At 64.1% G+C, this 17,974-nt stretch carries 20 protein-coding genes; 13 read left to right on the top strand and 7 right to left on the bottom strand.

Translation table 11 applies throughout. The annotated features are described in order from the left end of the window. Positions 1-8: 8 nt before the first annotated feature. Positions 9-2,342 carry a DNA helicase PcrA gene (gene pcrA, locus HWX32_RS07715; RefSeq protein WP_254868338.1) on the top strand — a complete coding sequence of 778 codons (2,334 nt, stop codon included), beginning with the start codon at positions 9-11 and terminating at the stop codon, positions 2,340-2,342. A gap of 47 nt (positions 2,343-2,389) precedes the next feature. On the opposite strand, the gene HWX32_RS07710 is transcribed toward pcrA, so the two are convergent. Beyond that, positions 2,390-3,088 (bottom strand): M23 family metallopeptidase, encoded by a 699-nt coding sequence (locus HWX32_RS07710; RefSeq protein ID WP_175935403.1) that lies wholly within the window; start codon positions 3,086-3,088, stop codon positions 2,390-2,392. A gap of 333 nt (positions 3,089-3,421) precedes the next feature. After that, positions 3,422-4,144, bottom strand: a complete 723-nt coding sequence (locus tag HWX32_RS07705) for a M23 family metallopeptidase (RefSeq protein ID WP_075466015.1) — start codon at positions 4,142-4,144, stop codon at positions 3,422-3,424. A gap of 296 nt (positions 4,145-4,440) precedes the next feature. On the opposite strand from HWX32_RS07705, the gene HWX32_RS07700 reads away from it, so the two are divergent. The 8 genes from HWX32_RS07700 (at position 4,441) to HWX32_RS07665 (ending at position 12,927) form a co-directional block, all read left to right on the top strand. Further along, entirely contained in the window at positions 4,441-5,676 is a 1,236-nt protein-coding gene (locus HWX32_RS07700) for a DUF6350 family protein (protein ID WP_175935402.1), read from the top strand. A gap of 14 nt (positions 5,677-5,690) precedes the next feature. Next, entirely contained in the window at positions 5,691-6,281 is a 591-nt protein-coding gene (purN, locus tag HWX32_RS07695) for a phosphoribosylglycinamide formyltransferase (protein WP_254868337.1), read from the top strand. Further along, positions 6,268-7,809, top strand: a complete 1,542-nt coding sequence (gene purH, locus HWX32_RS07690) for a bifunctional phosphoribosylaminoimidazolecarboxamide formyltransferase/IMP cyclohydrolase (protein WP_175935401.1) — start codon at positions 6,268-6,270, stop codon at positions 7,807-7,809. The genes purN and purH overlap by 14 nt, the downstream gene beginning before the upstream one ends. Before the next feature lie 41 nt (positions 7,810-7,850). Further along, positions 7,851-8,732 carry a hypothetical protein gene (locus tag HWX32_RS07685; protein WP_217702894.1) on the top strand — a complete coding sequence of 294 codons (882 nt, stop codon included), beginning with the start codon at positions 7,851-7,853 and terminating at the stop codon, positions 8,730-8,732. A gap of 3 nt (positions 8,733-8,735) precedes the next feature. Beyond that, positions 8,736-9,623, top strand: a complete 888-nt coding sequence (locus HWX32_RS07680) for a hypothetical protein (RefSeq protein ID WP_254868336.1) — start codon at positions 8,736-8,738, stop codon at positions 9,621-9,623. A gap of 61 nt (positions 9,624-9,684) precedes the next feature. Continuing rightward, positions 9,685-10,530 (top strand): hypothetical protein, encoded by an 846-nt coding sequence (locus tag HWX32_RS07675; RefSeq protein ID WP_175935399.1) that lies wholly within the window; start codon positions 9,685-9,687, stop codon positions 10,528-10,530. Between the two features lie 18 nt (positions 10,531-10,548). Beyond that, positions 10,549-11,496 carry a hypothetical protein gene (locus tag HWX32_RS07670; RefSeq protein WP_175935398.1) on the top strand — a complete coding sequence of 316 codons (948 nt, stop codon included), beginning with the start codon at positions 10,549-10,551 and terminating at the stop codon, positions 11,494-11,496. Between the two features lie 33 nt (positions 11,497-11,529). Next, positions 11,530-12,927: a hypothetical protein gene (locus tag HWX32_RS07665; protein ID WP_175935397.1), complete on the top strand. Its 1,398-nt coding sequence runs from the start codon at positions 11,530-11,532 to the stop codon at positions 12,925-12,927. Here the strand turns inward: HWX32_RS07665 and HWX32_RS07660 are convergent. From HWX32_RS07660 to rpmB, 5 genes are all read right to left on the bottom strand, one after another. Beyond that, the gene (locus tag HWX32_RS07660) at positions 12,924-13,592 is read right to left on the bottom strand and encodes a TetR/AcrR family transcriptional regulator (protein ID WP_075466031.1); all 669 of its coding nucleotides are present in this window, start codon (positions 13,590-13,592) and stop codon (positions 12,924-12,926) included. The two genes, HWX32_RS07665 and HWX32_RS07660, sit on opposite strands and share 4 nt — an antisense overlap. Positions 13,593-13,740: 148 nt before the next feature. Beyond that, positions 13,741-13,989: a 30S ribosomal protein S18 gene (rpsR, locus tag HWX32_RS07655; RefSeq protein WP_075466033.1), complete on the bottom strand. Its 249-nt coding sequence runs from the start codon at positions 13,987-13,989 to the stop codon at positions 13,741-13,743. Positions 13,990-14,001: 12 nt separating this feature from the next. Beyond that, on the bottom strand, positions 14,002-14,307 hold the full coding sequence (rpsN, locus tag HWX32_RS07650) for a 30S ribosomal protein S14 (protein WP_075466035.1): 306 nt from the start codon (positions 14,305-14,307) through the stop codon (positions 14,002-14,004). 3 nt (positions 14,308-14,310) lie between these two features. Beyond that, positions 14,311-14,475 (bottom strand): 50S ribosomal protein L33, encoded by a 165-nt coding sequence (rpmG, locus tag HWX32_RS07645; RefSeq protein WP_006063179.1) that lies wholly within the window; start codon positions 14,473-14,475, stop codon positions 14,311-14,313. Continuing rightward, positions 14,475-14,711 (bottom strand): 50S ribosomal protein L28, encoded by a 237-nt coding sequence (gene rpmB / locus HWX32_RS07640; protein ID WP_075466037.1) that lies wholly within the window; start codon positions 14,709-14,711, stop codon positions 14,475-14,477. Before rpmB ends, rpmG begins: the two co-directional genes overlap by 1 nt. A 395-nt stretch (positions 14,712-15,106) precedes the next feature. Here rpmB and HWX32_RS07635 point away from each other — a divergent pair, with 395 nt between their 5' ends. The 4 genes from HWX32_RS07635 (at position 15,107) to HWX32_RS07620 (ending at position 17,888) form a co-directional block, all read left to right on the top strand. After that, complete coding sequence (locus HWX32_RS07635) at positions 15,107-15,379, top strand: type B 50S ribosomal protein L31 (protein WP_075466039.1); 273 nt, start codon at positions 15,107-15,109, stop codon at positions 15,377-15,379. A gap of 33 nt (positions 15,380-15,412) precedes the next feature. Further along, on the top strand, positions 15,413-15,586 hold the full coding sequence (gene rpmF / locus HWX32_RS07630; protein ID WP_075466041.1) for a 50S ribosomal protein L32: 174 nt from the start codon (positions 15,413-15,415) through the stop codon (positions 15,584-15,586). Positions 15,587-15,702: 116 nt separating this feature from the next. Continuing rightward, on the top strand, positions 15,703-16,401 hold the full coding sequence (locus tag HWX32_RS07625; protein ID WP_075466043.1) for a response regulator transcription factor: 699 nt from the start codon (positions 15,703-15,705) through the stop codon (positions 16,399-16,401). Continuing rightward, complete coding sequence (locus HWX32_RS07620) at positions 16,398-17,888, top strand: HAMP domain-containing sensor histidine kinase (RefSeq protein WP_175935396.1); 1,491 nt, start codon at positions 16,398-16,400, stop codon at positions 17,886-17,888. Before HWX32_RS07625 ends, HWX32_RS07620 begins: the two co-directional genes overlap by 4 nt. Positions 17,889-17,974 lie beyond the last annotated feature (86 nt).

Here is a 17,974-nt window from a genome sequence, read left to right as displayed (position 1 = left end):
TGACCCCCATGACTGATCTGACCCTGGGACTCAACCCGCAGCAGCAGGCCGCCGTGACGCATGAGGGCAGCCCGCTGCTTATTGTCGCTGGCGCCGGGTCGGGCAAGACCGCGGTGCTCACGCGCCGCATTGCCTACCTGCTGCAGCACAGGGGAGTGGCGCCGTGGCAGATTCTGGCTATCACCTTTACCAACAAGGCCGCCGCCGAGATGAAGGAGCGCGTGAGCGAGCTGGTGGGGCCGGAGGCCGAGCGGATGTGGGTGGCCACGTTCCACTCGGTGTGCGTGCGGATTCTGCGGCAGCAGGCGCAGCTCGTCCCGGGGCTGAACACCAACTTCACCATCTATGACGCGGATGATTCGCGCAGGTTGCTCGGCATGATCGCGAAGGACTTCAGCCTGGATTTGAAGAAGTTCACCCCGCGCACGTTGGCGAACGCGATCTCGAACCACAAAAACGAGCTGGTGGGGCCCGAGGCGGCGCTTGCGCAGGCGGAGAAGACGCACAACCCGTTCGAAACCACCGTGGCGAAGGTGTACGCGGAGTACCAGAGGCGCCTGCGCCAGGCGAACTCGCTGGACTTCGACGATTTGATCGGCGAGGTCGTGCGCATATTCAAGGAGCACCCGCAGGTCACGGAATACTACAGGCGGCGGTTTAGGCATGTGCTTGTCGACGAGTACCAGGACACCAACCACGCCCAGTACGAACTCATCCACACCCTGGTGGGCGACGGGCCAGACGCGCCGGAGCTTGCCGTGGTGGGCGACTCGGACCAGTCCATTTATGCGTTTCGTGGTGCGACGATCCGCAACATCGAGGAGTTCGAGCGCGACTACCCGAACGCGACCACCATCATGTTGGAGCAGAACTACCGCTCCACGCAGAACATTTTGAACGCGGCGAACGCCGTGATCTCGCAGAACCAGGGGCGTCGGCCGAAGAAGTTGTGGACGGACCACGGCTCGGGCGAGAAGATCGTCGGCTACGTGGCGGACAACGAGCACGACGAGGCCCGTTTCGTCGCCGCCGAGATCGACCAGCTCGCCGACCGTGGTGTGCCGTACTCCGACATCGCAGTGATGTACCGCACCAACAACTCCTCGCGCGCGCTGGAGGACATCTTCATCCGCTCGGGCATCCCGTACAAGGTGGTCGGCGGCACGCGCTTCTACGAGCGGCGCGAAATCCGCGACATCGTCGCCTACCTCAAGGTGCTGGACAACCCCGATGACACGGTCAGCCTGCGGCGCATTGTGAACGTGCCGAAGCGCGCGATTGGGGATAAGGCCCAGGCGATGGTTGCATTGCACGCGGACAACCACGATGTGAGCTTTGGGCGTGCGCTTATCGACGCTGCCGAGGGCAACGTGGACATGCTCGCCTCGCGCGCCACCAATGCCATCCGCGGCTTCGTGGAAATGATGCGGGGGCTGCGCGAGGAGATGCCCGCGATGCGCAACGAGGTTACAGGCATGCCGGATCTGGGGCAGCTGGTCACCCGGGTGTTGGAGGAGACGGGCTACCGCGCGGAGCTGGAGGCGTCCAACGACCCGCAGGACGGTGCCCGCCTGGACAACTTGAACGAGCTGGTTTCGGTGGCGCGCGAGTTTTCCTCCGAGGCCGCCAACCAGGTGGCGTACATGACGCAGGACGAGCTGGACGAGGTGATGTCGGACGGCGAGCCCGCGCCGGGATCCCTCCAGGCGTTCTTGGAGAAGGTCTCGCTGGTGGCCGACGCCGACCAGATTCCGGACAATGAGCAGGGCGTGGTGACGCTCATGACGCTGCACACCGCGAAGGGGCTTGAGTTCCCGGTGGTGTTTGTCACCGGATGGGAGGACGGGCAGTTCCCGCACCTGCGCGCACTGGGGGACCCGGCGGAACTCGCGGAGGAGCGCCGCCTCGCCTACGTGGGCATTACACGCGCCCGCGAGCAGCTCTACCTCACGCGCGCCATGCTTCGGTCTTCGTGGGGTTCCCCGGTAACCAACCCTGCCAGCCGCTTCCTCGCAGAGGTCCCGGAAGACCTCGTCGACTGGCGCAGGACGGAACCGGAGCGCTCCTTTACTTCCGACGCGTGGGGTTCACCGGCTCCGGTGCCGAACCGTTCGTCGCGCCCGCGTCGCGGGGCCGGCGGTTCCGGCGGCGCCGGTGGCGTGAAGGTGAACAAGAACCTCAACCTGGTTGCAGGCGACCGGGTGAATCACGCGAAGTACGGGCTCGGGACTGTGCTCTCGGTGGAGGGCTCTGGCGTGCGCGAAACCGTGACTATTGATTTTGGCTCCTCCGGCACCGTCCGCCTCATGCTGATCGGCGGCGTGCCGATGGAGAAGCTCTAGGTCGGCTCGAGTTGGCTCGGGCCGACTCGAACCGGCTCGAGCGGCTTCTAAATGGTGATGCCCTGCTGCTTGAACCACACCTCCGGGTCGGCGTGGTTGACGCCGTCCGGCTTGATTTCGAAGTGCAGGTGCGGGCCGGTGGACTGGCCCTCGTTGCCGATGGAGGCGATTTTCTGGCCCGCCTTGACGCGCTGGCCCACCTGGACGTCGTAGTAGCGCATGTGTCCGTAGACGGACACCTCGCCGCCGTCGTGCTTGATGACCACCCAGTTGCCGAAGCCCTGTGCGGGGCCCGCGTTGATCACGGTGCCGTCCATCACGGCGTAGATCGGGGTACCCAGGTCGTTGGCGATGTCGATGCCGCGGTGGATCGTGCCCCAACGCGAGCCGTAGCCGGAGGTGTAACGGCCCGTGGTGGGGAACACCACCGTGCGGCCATCGGCGGTGCGGCCGCGCTGGGTGGCCACCCAGTCGGTTTCGGTTGCCGGGGCGAATGCGTCGGCAAGCGGGCCCTGCAGCGCGCGCGGGTCGTAGACGATCTTGTAGCCGCCCGCGGTGATGGTGGCGCCGTTGCTCACGATGGAGTCGGCGGCCTTCACAAGCGAGCTGAGCGCCTGGCCGTTGTTGGCAACTGGGGCGCCGCCGACGTGGAGGGTGAGGGCCGAGGCGGGAGCCGGTACGAGAGCGAGCGCGACTGCTGCGGCGGCACCGGCGGACAGGATGCCGGAGAGCATGCGACGGTTCATAAACGCGGAAAACTTTCTCTACACGGAAATATTTTGCATGTGTATCGGCACAGCGTGAGCTGCGCGCACAGCATAGAAACTTAACGTCGCGAGTCCGGTCGAGCAACGGTGTGACGTGCACGTTTGTTCTAAAATTTGACGGGGTGGGAAAGAAACGGCAGCTCACTAGGCGTGTTACGGATGTGAAAATTGTGACAATTGGGAATTGGTGCGGGGGTGGACTTCGTTACCCCCGATCGGCGTGTCGCACAGCTAAGGCTGGGTTGGCAACGTAAAAGGCCCCGCCAAAGCGGGGCCTGATTCTTGCGCGGGGCTGAGTGCGCGGTGAAAGGCTTAGAGGATGATGCCGCGGGCCGCGAGCCACGGCTCCGGGTCGACCGGGTTTGCGCCGTCGGGCCAAATCTCAAAGTGGAGGTGCGAGCCGGTGGAGAAGCCCAGGCTGCCCATGCCGGCGATGGTCTGGCCAGCCTGCACGGTCTCGCCGACTGCGACGTAGAGGGACTGCATGTGGCCGTACACAGAGATGGAGCCGTCGCCGTGGAGGATGCGGATCCACTGGCCGTAACCCTGGGCCGGGCCAGAATCGATCACGGTGCCGTCGGTCACCGCGCGGATCGGGGTGCCCGGTACGTTGGCGATGTCAATGCCGTTGTGCATTGAGCCCCAGCGCATGCCGAAACCGGAGGTGTAGGCGCCGTCTGCCGGGCGGGTGGATAGGGGAGCGCGAGCTGCCTCGTCCAGGCGTGCGACCTCGTCGGAGTGCTGCACGGCCTTGTCCAACTGCTCAGCCAGGTTGGCTACCGGCTTGTACTCCGCGATTGCCAGGATCTGCGGAGTCTCCTCGGCCGCGTCCGTGCCCTCGCCCTGCTGTGGTGCGAGGACGTCCGACTTGGCGGCCAGCTCGATGTCTTCCTTATCCGAGGTCAGTGCGCCAGCGGCGAAGCCGGAGAAACCTGCGGTCGAGACGGCGCCGGTGGCAACTGCGACGGCGGCAACGCGGCCCTTGTTCGGGGTCTGCTTGCGGTGCTTGCCACCCTGCTTCGTGGAGTTGAACATCAGCCCTCTTTGAGATCGTCCGTTGGTCGGTGCCGCATCCCGGTCGGGCGCAGTTTTGTGACCTTCCTGTTATCTACGAGTGGTAACTGTAACGAATCGGTTTCAACAGGGCAAGCGCGAAACTGAATTTTCTCTTAATCGCTCGCAATCGCCTGAATGTTACACCGCTGACCTCGATATAAACTAAGCCGCGCCGTAGGTCACACTGGCTGCTTTTCATGCCTCCCAGGCCCCCGGGCCGAGCGCTGGGTGTCATTGCGCTGGGGCGCGCGTAATGGTGGCAGAGTTATTGCACGATGAGCACCACACCACAACCGAGGCCAGTCTCGCCGAAGGGTAGTAGGCGAGAGCGTCGACGCGACGTAACGAAGACGACGTTTACCCGAAGTGCGCGCAGCCAGGAGCCGAAGCCCGCCCCTGAAACGTCCCGCGAGCGGCTGCGTTATTACCTGCCGTACATTGCTGCGCCGAATTTGGCACTGGTGCTCGGTGTCGTGGCTTTGTGCTTCGCCGTAACCCTTATCGGCGGATGGCGCCTCGCTTACCTGCCCGCAGCGATCGGGGAGTCCTGGTTTGCGCTGCATGGGGCGCCTATTGCTATCGACGGTGTCTTGCTTACCGCCATGCCCGCACTTCCCGCGGTTGGAGTCGCGGCGTTTATAGCCGCACGAGTGCGGGCCGCAACTGCCGGGCGCGTAAGCATTCTGGATCTGTGCACGCTGCTAGGGCTTACGGTGGCGTTTTCGCTCACACTCAGCGCCGTCGCCTTGTTTATGGTGCATGACGCCTCAATGGTGTTCCCCGTGGAAACCCCGCCTGTAGGGGCCGCGCTGGCGTACCCGGTGCTGGTGCACCTCATCGGTTTCATCCTGGGTATTCGGAAAGTGCTGTGGCACGCGCTCGCGCGCAGAGCGGGCATTCCGACCGAGGCCGTGGACGCAGGCGTTGCAGCTGGCAGCTTATGCGGCCGCCTCGTGCTCGCCGCTTGTGCCGTGTTTCTTGTGGCGCTCGCCTTCGGGTACGCGCGCGTCGGCGAGCTCGTCTCTCAGTTCCCCAACCTGGGCTTCGCTGGCGGGGCCGTGCTAGTGCTGTTGTGCGTTCTCTACCTGCCCAACGCGGCAATCGCCACGCTCGCCGTGCTGCTCGGTGGATCGTTCGAGTACGGGGGAGACACGGTGAGCCTGTTCAATACAGGCAACGTGGTCCTGCCGCCGCTTCCGCTTTTCGCCGCCATTCCGTCAGAGATGCCCGCCTGGGCGCCGGTGCTCTTGATTGTGCCCGCGGCGGTGCTGCTGCACGGGTTCGTCTCGCGCGAGCTGACGTATACCGGCATCGCGGAGGCGGCCACATGGGCGGCTCTCCTCGGCGCGGTCGGTGGCGTATTTACCACCGGTGTTGCGGGCGCTTACGGGCTGGTGGGTGCGAACCCATGGACCCTGGCTTTGCTAGCGTTCGTGTGGGTGGCAGTGGCCGGGGTGATCGTGCGGGTGGTGGCAAAGGTTAGGCAACGCGCACATTCTCGCGACGCGTGATTACACTGTGGGCCGTGAGTGATTCTGCTAAATCGTTGGCCGTGCTCGTCTCCGGCACGGGGACGTTGTTGAAGTCGATTCTCGACAATCAACGTGACCTCTACCGCGTGGACATCGTGGTGGCGGATCAAATCTGCCCGGGTGTGCAGCGCGCGAAGAATGCTGGTATTCGCACCGCAATCGTTCCGATGGAGAAAAACCGCAACGCGTGGAACGAAAAGCTGACCGCCGCGGTGGCGGCGGTGGAGCCAGACGTGGTTGTATCCGCTGGCTTCATGCGCATTCTCGGAGAGCCGTTCCTGCAGCAGTTCGAGGGACGCACGATCAACACGCACCCGTCGCTTCTGCCGGCGTTCCCCGGCGCTACTGCCGTCAAAGATGCGCTGGATTACGGCGTGAAGGTCACTGGGTGCACTGTGCACTACGTGGATAAGGGCATGGACACCGGCCGGATCATCGCCCAGCGTGCGGTGGAGGTTGAGGAGGGCGATACCAAGATTTCGCTCCACGAGCGCATCAAGCAGGCCGAGCGTGAGCAGTTGGTCGAGCTGCTGGAGAACATTTCCATTGAGGACGGGAAGGCGAAATTCAATGTCGGACAATAAGCGGGAAATCAAACGCGCCCTGATCAGCGTTTACGACAAGACCGGCTTGGAGGATCTCGCTCAGGCGTTCGGCGCTGCTGGGGTGGAGATCGTCTCCACCGGCTCTACTGCAAAGCGCATTGCCGACGCTGGCGTGGAGGTCACCGAGGTCGCTGAGTTGACTGGCTTCCCGGAGGTGCTCGACGGCCGTGTGAAAACGCTGCACCCGCGTGTGCACTCCGGCATCCTCGCGGATCTGCGTAAGGAAGACCACGCCCAACAGCTGGAGGAGCTGGGGATCGCACCGTTCGAGCTCGTGGTGGTCAACCTGTACCCGTTCGAGGAAACTGTGGCCTCGGGCGCGGATTACGACGAATGCGTCGAGCAGATCGACATCGGCGGCCCGTCGATGGTGCGCGCCGCCGCGAAGAACCACCCGTCCGTCGCTGTCGTGACGTCGCCAGAGCGCTACGGCGCGGTGATCGACGCTGTGAACCACGGCGGGTTCTCTATCGACCAGCGCAAGCAGCTCGCACTTGAAGCGTTCACCCACACCGCGCAGTACGACGCGGCCGTGTCGTCCTGGCTTGGCTCGCAGCTGGCGGCCAGTGGTGCAGGCGCAGCCGGGTCGAAGGAGCTGCGCTACGGCGAGAACCCGCACCAGCCGGCCCGCCTGGAAAGCGAGGGATGGGGTCTGGCAGCCGCGGTCCAGCACGGCGGCAAGGAGATGAGCTACAACAACTACCAGGACGCGGATGCGGCGTGGCGCGCTGCGTACGACCACGAGCGTCCCTGCGTGGCCATCATCAAGCACGCCAACCCGTGCGGTGTGGCTGTGTCGGACGAGTCGATTGCGGACGCGCACCGCAAGGCGCACGCATGTGACCCGGTGTCCGCCTACGGCGGCGTGATCGCTTCCAACCGCGAGGTGACGCTGGAGCTGGCAGAGCAGATCAAGCCGATCTTCACCGAGGTGGTCATCGCGCCGTCGTACGCCGCTGATGCACTCGAGTTGCTGCAGACGAAGAAGAACTTGCGCATCCTCGAGGTGGACCCGAAGCAGCAGGAAGAAGAGCGCAAGCAGATCTCCGGCGGCTGGCTGGTGCAGGAGCGCGACACCTTCCAGGCTGATGGCGACGCGGTGGACAACTGGGATCTTGTTGCTGGCGACGCGGCGGACGAGGCGACGTTGTCAGACCTCGAGTTCGCCTGGCGCTCCGTGCGCTGCGTGAAGTCCAACGCCATCCTGATCGCAGCCGACGGGGCATCCGTGGGTATCGGCATGGGCCAGGTCAACCGCGTGGACTCCGCGAAGTTGGCTGTGGACCGCGCCAACACGTTGGACGAGGGGCGCAACCGCACCAACGGTGCCGTTGCGGCATCCGACGCGTTCTTCCCGTTCGCCGACGGCTTCCAGCTTCTTGCGGATGCGGGCGTGAAGGCGGTTGTGCAGCCGGGCGGCTCGATCCGCGACGAAGAAGTCATCGCCGCCGCGAAGGAAGCCGGCGTGACGATGTACCTCACCGGCACTCGCCACTTCGCCCACTAATTGAACACGCGCTTCGGCCCTCGTAGAAAGTCCAGTTTCCCGTGTCGTCCAAGCTTGCCGCCGCTGCTTTGGCAGCGGGCATCGTTTTGCCCTCAGGTCCCGCACTGCCCGCCTTGCCACCACCGCCGCCGCCGATTACCGCGATCGATCAGATCCCGGTGGTCGGGCCTGCGCTGGTGAACACGTACAAGCAACTGCCCCCGCAGGTGCAGCGTGTCATCCACTTGCCCTTGCCGCTGACCACCCCGAAGCCCGCCCCGCCGCCGCGGGTGAACGTGCAGGCAGAGCTCGACCGTCTTGTCAACGACGTAGTGGCGCGCCACGGTGGCCGTGCCGCGGTGTCGGTGGGCGGCTTCACCGCGGGCGATAACCGGCCGGAGCCCGCGTTTTCCACCATGAAGGTTCCGCTTTCCATCGCGGCACTGCGCCAAGATCCGAGGATGCGCCCGGACGCGGAGGTGGCTGTAACCCGCTCCGACAACCCGGCAGCACACCGCATGTTTGCCCGAGTGCCAGCACAGTCGATTGCAGGCGTGATCTCGGAGGCAGGATCGCGCACCACCTCGCCGGCTGGCTACCAGATGGGTACGGCGTGGACCACCAGTGACCAGGCGGCATTCGCTTCCGGTTTGCGCTGCGTGCCAGGCCATGAGCCTGTGCTGGAGATGATGGGACGAGTGATCCCCGAGCAGCGCTGGGGCTTGGGACGCATCCAGGGCGCGCGCTTCAAGGGCGGCTGGAACTACTACCAGGGCGGCCACCTTGCGCGGCAGTTCGGTCTCATCCCGGGACCGAACGGGGACATCGCGGTGGCTATTACCGCGCACAGCGCGAAGGGCTACCAGGGAAGCTTCGCCATGCTCAACGAACTGGCCGACGGCATCGCCAGGATGCGCGGAAGCCTGCCAAAGGCTCGCTGCTAAGCCATGCGCGGCACACGCGGTGCGGCGCTAGCTGCAGTGTGGGCGCTTGCCCTTACAGCCTGCGCCCCGTTGCCGGAGCAGGCACCTTCCACCGCCGCACCAACCACGAGCTTTCCCACGTCGAGCAGTGTGGCGTCGTCGTCCGCGAAGCCGTCGAAAAGCTTTGAAAAGTACAGCCCTGCACCGAGCCCTGCCCAATCAGCCGCCGCCGACCTCGAGCCGCAGCTGCAGGAGCTCGCGGACCGCGTCGCGTCGACGTACGGGGGAAGCGCAGCCGTGGCGGTGTCCTCGGGCGAGGAGACCGCGTCCTCGGGCGAGGAATACGTGCCCGTGGCGTGGTCGACCATCAAGGTGCCCATCGCCGTCGCCGCGCTGAACGCCGACGCGACTCTTGCCCCGCTGGCGGAGGCCGCGATAACCGTCTCCGACAACGGGGCCGCTGAAACGTTGTGGCTCAACATCGCGCCCGCCGACGCGGAGGCCGTGCTCGCCGCAGCCGGAACCCCGCTCGCAGTGAACCCGGTTGTCACCCGACCCGGATTCACAGCGTTCGGTCAAACCCCGTGGTCGACGGGGGATCAGGCCACCTTCGCCGCGGGCCTGCCGTGCGTGGCGGGTGCCGCACCGGTCCTCGACATGATGTCGCGCGTCGCCCCGGACCAGTCGTGGGGCTTCGGGCAATTGCCCGGCGCGCAGTTCAAAGGCGGTTGGGGGCCGAACGAGGCAGGCGGGTACACGGTGAGGCAGTTCGCGCTTATCGACGGCCACGGGCTCGCCCTTACCGCTTCGCCAGCCGACGGCAGCTACGCCACCGCGCAGCTAATGGCGAATGAGCTCGCCGCGGGTCTCGCGCCGCTGGCCGCGGAACTACCGCAATCGCGCTGTATGTAACAGCCGGGGGTTAAGATAGCTGTATCTTTTTCCATCCCGTGTTTTCGAGGTCAAAGTAGTCATGTCAACTCCGTATAACGGCCGGTCAGACGAGTGGGGTTCTTCGTACCCGCAAGATTCCCAGGCGGGTGATGAGTGGGGTTCCTACTCGCAGCAGAACCCTCCCACGCAGCAGTTCCCGCCGCAGGGCTGGGACCAGCCGCAGCAATACGACCAGCCGTACCAGCAGCCGCAGTACACCCAGTACGACCAGTACGAGCCAGTGCAGATGCAGCCCACACCGGCGGCGGCAGCGCCGAAGAAGTCGAACGCGGCACTCTACGCAGTGATCGCGGTGCTGGCAGTCGCGCTCCTTGCGCTGGTGGGCTACATGGTGCTGCGCGGCACTGGATCGCCGAGCGGCACTGCGCCGGCGGGCTCGGAGGAGCCAACGGCCTTGTTCACCGAAGATAGGGACGAGGACGGTGAAAAGGGCGAGGGGAAGGACGCAGGCGAAGACGCCGAGGATGACTCGGACGGTGGCGCCGCAGAACGCGAGAGGGAGAAGGCAACCGCGCGCGAAACTGAGCGCGAGACAGACCGGGAGCGCGAACCCGGCCGCACCTCCGAGCGTGAGCGGTTCGGCGAAGACCGCGAACCACGCCGTGAGCGCGATGGGGGCCGCGGCGCCCGCGAGCGCGAGTTCGGCGCGGGCCAGCCGGAAACTTCGCTCACCTCTGATCAGTTCGCCTCCGCGGTGGGTAGCGACTTCCGTGCTTACTTCAAGGAGCACGGCGAGGCCCCCTCGTCGCTGCGGACCTACAGCTCGGTTACTGGGCTGACGTACGACATGTCATGCCGCGCCGTCACCGGTGGCTACCGCTGCACCGGCGGCAACAACGCGTCCGTGTTCATCCCCGAGCTCTAACCAGGAGAAGCAGTACCCATGAGCCACTACAACCTCTACAACTCGCTCGGTCTTGACCCGGAGGCGTCGAGCGAGGAGCTTGCACAGAAGATCCAGCAGCGCATTATCGACGGCGACACGTCCAACCAGGGCGGGGCAGAAGAGCTCAACCTCGCACGCGAGATTCTGGGTACCCCGGAGAAGCGCTCCATGTACGACAGGCGCCTGGCGGATCAGAACGGTGCGCCGATGAACGTCGAATCGCTGCGTTCGCTGGCGGCGCGTCAGGTCGGTGCCCCGGCTCCGGGCGTACAGGCTCCGGGCACCCAAGCTCCGGGCGCACACGCTCCGGGCGTACAGGCTCCGGGCGCCCAAGCTCCGGGCGCCCAGCAGCAGGCGCCGCATACTCAGCCGCAGGAACAATGGGCCGCGCCCTCGGCTGGCGAACCCAACCCCAGCGGGTCGAGCACCTCTGCCACGGCGGGTTCTGCCACCTCGAAGAAGTGGATCCCGATCGCTATCGCAGCTGTTGCAATTATCGGCGTGATCGCGCTCGCGGCGAGCTTGCTCACCCGCTCCGGCGGCGGTTTCGGTAGCGGCACCCCGGCGGCGATGACCGACGAAGTCATCGAGCTTTTGCCGTCGCAACGCGCGGACTGGGCTCGTGAGCACGCGGCCCCTGGCCACGAATCGGATGTAGCAGACAGCATCAGCAACATCATGTCGAGCTACGACGACATCGAGTACACCGTGGGCGAGACGTATGACGTGAAGGAACTCGCGGACGAGGCATACGGGCCGGAGTCGAAGCTCGCGCAGCAGCTTGCGCAGGTCTATGAGGCGTCGAACCTCGAGCAGGCCGAAATGGTGGGGGTGGATTTCGCACTGGAAACCGCCACAGAGTCCAGCGCAATGAAGAACGCCTACCTGTTCCTCTACGGCAAGACTGACGGCGAGTGGAAGCTCTACGCCGTCACCGCCGAGTAACCCGCACACACCAAAGCTTTAGGAGCACACATCATGAATCGATCACAGATCCGCCTCCGCGCAATGGCAACCGTGTGCGCGGGTTCTCTCGCGCTCGGGCTCACCGCCTGTGCCGAACCGGAGGTGCCGGCGACTGAGCACCTCTCGGCGTCCAAGCACCTCAGCTGGGCGGGGGAGGAGTTGCTGCCGAAGTGGGCGGCGGCTGACGATGTCCTATTCACTCCGTTTGGGGATTTACCAGAGGCGGCTACAGAGCTGCCGGACAGGTTTGTCTTCGACCAAGTAGGTGAAGACAATCTGACCATTCCGGATCACGCGCCGTTCATCCCTGGCAAGGCGATGCTGTTTTCTAAGCAACATGGCGCCGCCCTAGACCCGGGCACAGGGATGGTGTATCGGGTTAACCCGCTCATCGCTGAGCTCGAGGGCGGCGAGCAAGAAACCAGTGCGTGGGTGCCGGTGATGAAGGACGGTGCGCCGAAGGCTATCGCATTGTTCGAATGGGATGAAGCTGCCAAGGGGTTGCAGGCTAGCTCGGCCGGGGTAAGGATTGCCCAGATCGACTTGCGCAGCGGAAATGTGGAACACGAGGCGGAGGTTGATTCGCTGATCGTGCAGGAGTCGAACTTCCGTTTCGAGGGAACCGATGGCGATCGCGCGTATTTCAGCGTGGCGAACACCGATTCGCGCGGAGCCTCAGTTGACTTCGTCGCTGTTGATGTTGCAACCGGCGAGGAGGTTGCTTACGAAAAGATCGACGGTGTACTCGCGGATTACGATGGTGTGCAGTATTTCCCGGTCTTCACAAGCGAGGGTCTGCTGGCGTATTACACGACGCGGGACGATGAGCTACGGGTGAAGAACCTGAGCACCGGTGCAGATGACTCGATCCGCGGCGACCTCAAGTACGTGGCGGTGTTCCCGTTCCAAGATCGCGCGTTCGCTCTGGGCATTGACCCGGGAGAGGTTGAGCGCTGCGAAGACGACCGCGATGCTGAGACGTGCAAGTACACAATGCTTACGCTAAACGGGGCCGAGGTGTCGCATGAGGTCCCGTTCCAATCCAGTCGATCGTTCAGCCGTGGTTATGCTCCATTCGTCGTCGGTGACATTGTCACGATTAACCAGGACGGGGGCTCGGGTATCACGGTGGTTAACGCGGCGACTGGCACCGAACTGTTCGCGCTGAGCGGTGGAGACCAACGCGAACTGAATATTCGCAACGCCATCTCCGACGGCGAATCCCTATTCACTTCCAGCCATTCAGGTGGGGTGACGCAGAACAGCATCGAGACTAGACAGCTAATCGACGATAACCCGCAGGTCTACCCCGTGAACTCTCCGTCAGGCGCTCGCATTTGGAAGGTACTAGATGAGGAGACTGCCAGCTACGACGTGCTCGTAGCCAAGGAGGATCTCGGCAAGTTCTAGTCGCGCACCCCGTTGACAAGATCGAGGGTGCGCATACCGCGGTTGTCCGGCAGCTCGGCGTGCAACACGTCGAGCACGGCGTCGGCGATGGTGACGGACGGGGCGGGCAGGGCGTCGTCGACAAGCGGATACGGTGCGGTACCCGTGTTGTCGCGCATCTCAATCGCAGAAAGCGTCATGTGGAACGGCAGCTCGATGCGCGGGTCGTCGTCCCCGACGATCTCGGAGGCTAAGTCGCGGAAGAGGCCCTCGAGCTTCGAGCGGGCCTCGTGGTACTCCGCAAACTCCTCAGACACGAGCACCGGCAGCTGGTAGAGGCGGCCAATGTTCCAGTTGGAGGACAACAGGATGCGCGACTCTGCGGCCACAAGCGCCCAAAGCTTCAGCGCCGGCGACTCATCCGACCCAGCGAGTTCTGACGCCAAATCGAGTGCCGGCTCGATGGTGCCCATCAGCAGGGTGAGGAAAATGTCCCGCTTGGAGGGGAAGTGATAGTACAGCGATGCCTGCCTAATACCCACCGCATCCGCGATCTCGTGGGTGGACGTGGTGGCAAAGCCTTTGCGGGTGAACAGCTCTGAAGCAGCGTCAAGGATCTCTTCACGCGCCGTAGCGCCCTTGCGCCGCGGGCTTTGCTTACGCGGGCGGCCGACCGGTTTGGCCATACGGCATCCTCCTCGTGCGTCCGTTCCTACAGCCGTCGTACGGCGGCACGGATGTCAACTATAGATGAAAGCGCCCGCCCTCAACCCGGAAGGGGAGAGCGGGCGCTTGAGTCGAAAGAACTCTACGCTGTCATCGTCAACCTGCTATTTAGCGGGTGGTGAACGGCAGAAGAGCCATCTCGCGCGCGTTCTTCACAGCGGTAGCGACCTGGCGCTGCTGCTGCGGAGTCAGACCCGTCACGCGGCGGGAACGGATCTTGTGACGGTCGGAGATGAAAAGACGCAGGGTCTCAACATCCTTGTAGTCGACCTTCTCAATGCCCTTCGCCTTGAGCGGGTTCTTCTTCGGGCGGCGGGACTGCTCCATGCGCGGCTTGCGCTGGTTGTTGCGCTTCATTCTCGGTCCTCCTTACCACGAAGACTTACGGACGCCAGGCAGCTCACCGCGGTGAGCCATCTCGCGCATACGGACACGGGACACACCGAACTTGCGCAGGTAGCCGCGGGGGCGGCCATCACGCGAGTCGCGGTTACGCACGCGCACCGGGGAGGCGTCGCGTGGCTGGCGGTTGAGCTCGAACTGAGCGTCGAGACGCTCCTCGTCCGAAGACTCCGGGTTGTTGATGATCGCCTTGAGCTCCCGGCGGCGTTCCGCGTAGCGAGCGACGATCTCCTTGCGCTGTTCGTTCTTAGCGATCTTGGACTTCTTTGCCATTGATTATCGCTCCTCGCGGAATTCGACGTGCTTGCGAACAACCGGGTCGTACTTCTTCAGCGTGATGCGATCCGGGTTGTTTCGCTTGTTCTTGCGGGTGACGTAGGTGTAGCCGGTGCCCGCAGTGGACTTCAGCTTGATGATCGGGCGGATATCGTTACGTGCCATTAGATCTTCTCACCTCGTGCGCGGATCTGTGCCACGACAGACTCGATGCCGTCGCGGTCAATGATCTTCAGGCCCTTCGTGGAAACGTTCAGGGTGATGGTGCGGCCCTCAGAGGGCAGGTAGAACCGGCGCTTCTGCACGTTGGGGTTCCAACGGCGCGAGTGGCGGCGGTGCGAGTGGGACACGGTTTTGCCGAACGACGGCTTCTTTCCCGTGACCTGGCAATGTGCCGACATGGGTTCACTTCCTTAAATCTTCTGCCGCCCACGCAATCGACCACAAAACAACAAAGCACCTGGATACTGACGGGGTGAGGGCCCGTCACCGGTGCATGCGTAATCGGTTGACGTAGGCGTATACGTGTACTTCGACAACAGCGGAAGACAACCCTACCGGTTCAGCCCCGAGAAACCTAATCGTTTTCGCTCCGCAACGCTTTGGTGGTTCCGCGGAGCCGTCGATAAGCAACCGCTAAGCAACTGGTCCGATTAGGAGATGCGTGGTTCTCCCAGTAGGATACTGCAGGTTGTCCGGCATCCGCCGGGCGAGAAGACATTTCGCACCCAACTCAGGCACGATCCGCGGCACGCGGAACCGACCTGAAGTTCAATCCTGAGGGAGACGAATACACATGAAGAATGAGATCCACCCGGATTACCACCCGGTGATTTTCCAGGACGCGAACACTGGCCACAAGTTCCTGACGCGTTCCACCCTGACCTCCGACCGCACGGAGCAGTGGGAGGACGGCAACGAGTACCCGCTCGTGGTTGTCGACGTGACCTCCGAGTCGCACCCGTTCTGGACCGGCGCCCAGCGTCTCATGGATACCGCTGGCCGCGTTGAGAAGTTCAACCAGCGCTTCGGTGGCATGGCCCGCCGCAAGAAGAAGGCCTCCAACTAACAGGTACACAACAGGGCGTAAAGGAGAAACACAATGGCAACACCCAAGTTCAGGAAGTCCCGCGCGAATACCCGCACTCGCCGCGCGCAGTGGAAGGCCAACAACCCGGATCTGGTCAACGTGAAGGTCGACGGCCGCGAGGTGCAGATCCCGCGCCGCCTGGTCAAGGCTGCACAGGCTGGGCTTATCGACGTCGAGCAGTTCTAAGCCGACCGCGCCGCTCAGGCTGATCTGCGCGGCGCACATGCCGGTCACCGTTAACAGGTGTCCGGTATTTTTTATAACTAACCAACACTAAAGAAAAAATAAGTCATAATATCCCTATGAAAATTCTCGTAGCTGATGACGAGCAGGCGGTGCGCGAGTCGCTCCGCCGCTCGCTGCGTTTCAACGGGTACGACGTAGTGCTCGCTGAAGACGGCGAGGACGCGCTCGACCAGATCCGCCAGGAACAGCCGGATCTGACCATCTTGGACCTCATGATGCCCAAGCTGGACGGGTTCGGCGTGTGCCGTACCCTGCGCTCTTCGGGGTATGAGGGACCGATTCTCATGCTCACTGCGCGTGATAGCGTGTCCGACCGTGTTGCGGGCCTGGACGCCGGCGCGGACGATTACCTGGCGAAGCCGTTCGCGTTGGAGGAGCTGTTGGCCCGCGTCGGATCCCTGCTGCGCCGCGCGCGCACGGACGCGAAGAAGAACGCGGAGCCGGAGCAGACGCGCCTGCAGTTCGAGGATTTGGTGATGGACACCTCCACGCGCGACGTCACCCGCGGCGGCCGCGCGATCTCGCTGACTCGCACGGAGTTCGCGCTGCTGCACCTGTTGATGCAGAACCCGCGGCACGTGCTGGCCCGCCAAACCATTTTGGAAGAGGTGTGGGGTTACGACTTCCCGACTTCGGGCAATGCGCTCGAGGTGTACATCGGCTACCTGCGCCGCAAGACTGAGGCGGGCGGTGAGTCCCGCTTGATCCATACCGTGCGCGGTGTGGGTTACGTGCTGCGGGAGACTGCCCCGTGATCTTGCGCCGCTACGACGGCGAGCAAGCCCCGCACCAGCCCGGAGCGGGGCAATCGCTGCGTTTGAAGCTGGCTGTGTTGGCCAGCTGCATTGTGGCCGTGGTGATCTTGTTGTCCACCAGCCTCGCGTTCTGGCTGTCCGCCACGACGCGCATGGACATGATCGACGCGGATTTGCAGACCAAGACGTACGGTCTCGCGGCGCAGCTGACGCAGGACGACATCACGGAGCCCGCACAGGTACGCGCCGAAGTGGAGGCGTTCCGCCGCGCAAACCCGCGGGTAAAGGTGGCTGCCTCGCCGAAGGGTTCCGACGTGTTTTACGGAGATCCGGTGCCGGTGGCGGGGCCGTACATGAAGGCATCTACTGGCGACGAGATCTCGGAGCACACTTACAGCGGGCAGCGCACCGTCGCCCGTCGCACGACGGAGGGGGTCACGGTTGCGATGTCGCAGCCGACGGATCCGTTGAATCTCGTCTCCGGCAGCTGGGGGGCGGCCTCGCTGGTGATCGCGGGCGCGGGCGGCCTGCTTGCGTGGGCGGCCGGCGCGTTGATCTCAGCGGTGGGCCTGCGGCCGGTGCGGCGCCTGCACCACGCCATCGACGAGGCCAACGAGTCGGACGAGCTCGCCCAGCTGCCTGTGGAAGGCGACGATGAGTTCGCGCAGATCACCTCCTCGGTGAACACCATGATCCGCACGCTTGAGGAATCGAAGACGCAGCAGGCGCAGCTGGTTGCCGACGCGAGCCACGAGCTGAAGACGCCACTGACTTCGATGCGCACCAACATTGAGTTGCTGATGATGCTGTATAACTCCGGCCAGCAGGACCAGATTTCTGCGCAGGACCGCGCGGATCTGGAGCGTGATGTGCTCGCCCAGATGGAGGAGATGTCCATCCTCATCGGCGACCTTGTGGATCTCGCGCGCGACGAGGCTATGCGCGGTACCGAGCCGGAAGATTTCAGGTTGGACGAGGTGCTCGAAGAAGCGGTCGACCGGGTGCGCCGCCGCCGGCCGGATGTGACGTTCCAGTTCCACGCCGATCCCTGGGTGATTCACGGCGACCGCTTCGCCATGGGTCGCGCCCCGCTCAACCTCATCGATAACGCCGCGAAGTGGTCGCCGAAGGGCGGTACGGTGCGCGTTTCGCTCAAGGCGGCCACGCGAAACGCAGTGCTTATTGTCGACGACTCCGGGCCCGGCATCGCCCCGGAGCAGCGCGCGAAAGTGTTCGAGCGTTTTTACCGCGCGCCGGAGTCCCGCTCTATGCCGGGCTCTGGTCTCGGCCTGGCGATTGTGAAGCAGGTGTGTGAGCGGCACGGCGCGACGATTGTGGCGGAGGAGTCCGACGACGGCGGTGCCCGCTTCCGCGTAGTGTTCCCAGGCAAAGCCCCTGAGGCCGACGACAGCAGCGGCGAAGGCGAGGGGGACGCGGCGCAGGCTGGAACGACGTTGAAGGTCATCCCGAAGAAGAGCTACAGCTAAACCTGTCCAGCAAACGCACAGAAACTGTTACGTCTTGATTGGTCGGCCCATAAGTGCGGGCACAGCGGGGTGGGGCATACTCGTCC

This window comes from Corynebacterium sp. Marseille-P4321, from assembly GCF_903645305.1.
In the GTDB taxonomy this organism is placed as follows: Bacteria; Actinomycetota; Actinomycetes; order Mycobacteriales; family Mycobacteriaceae; genus Corynebacterium.
The sequence above is the reverse complement of the archived record's forward strand: the minus strand, read 5'-3'. Positions and strand labels throughout refer to the sequence as shown.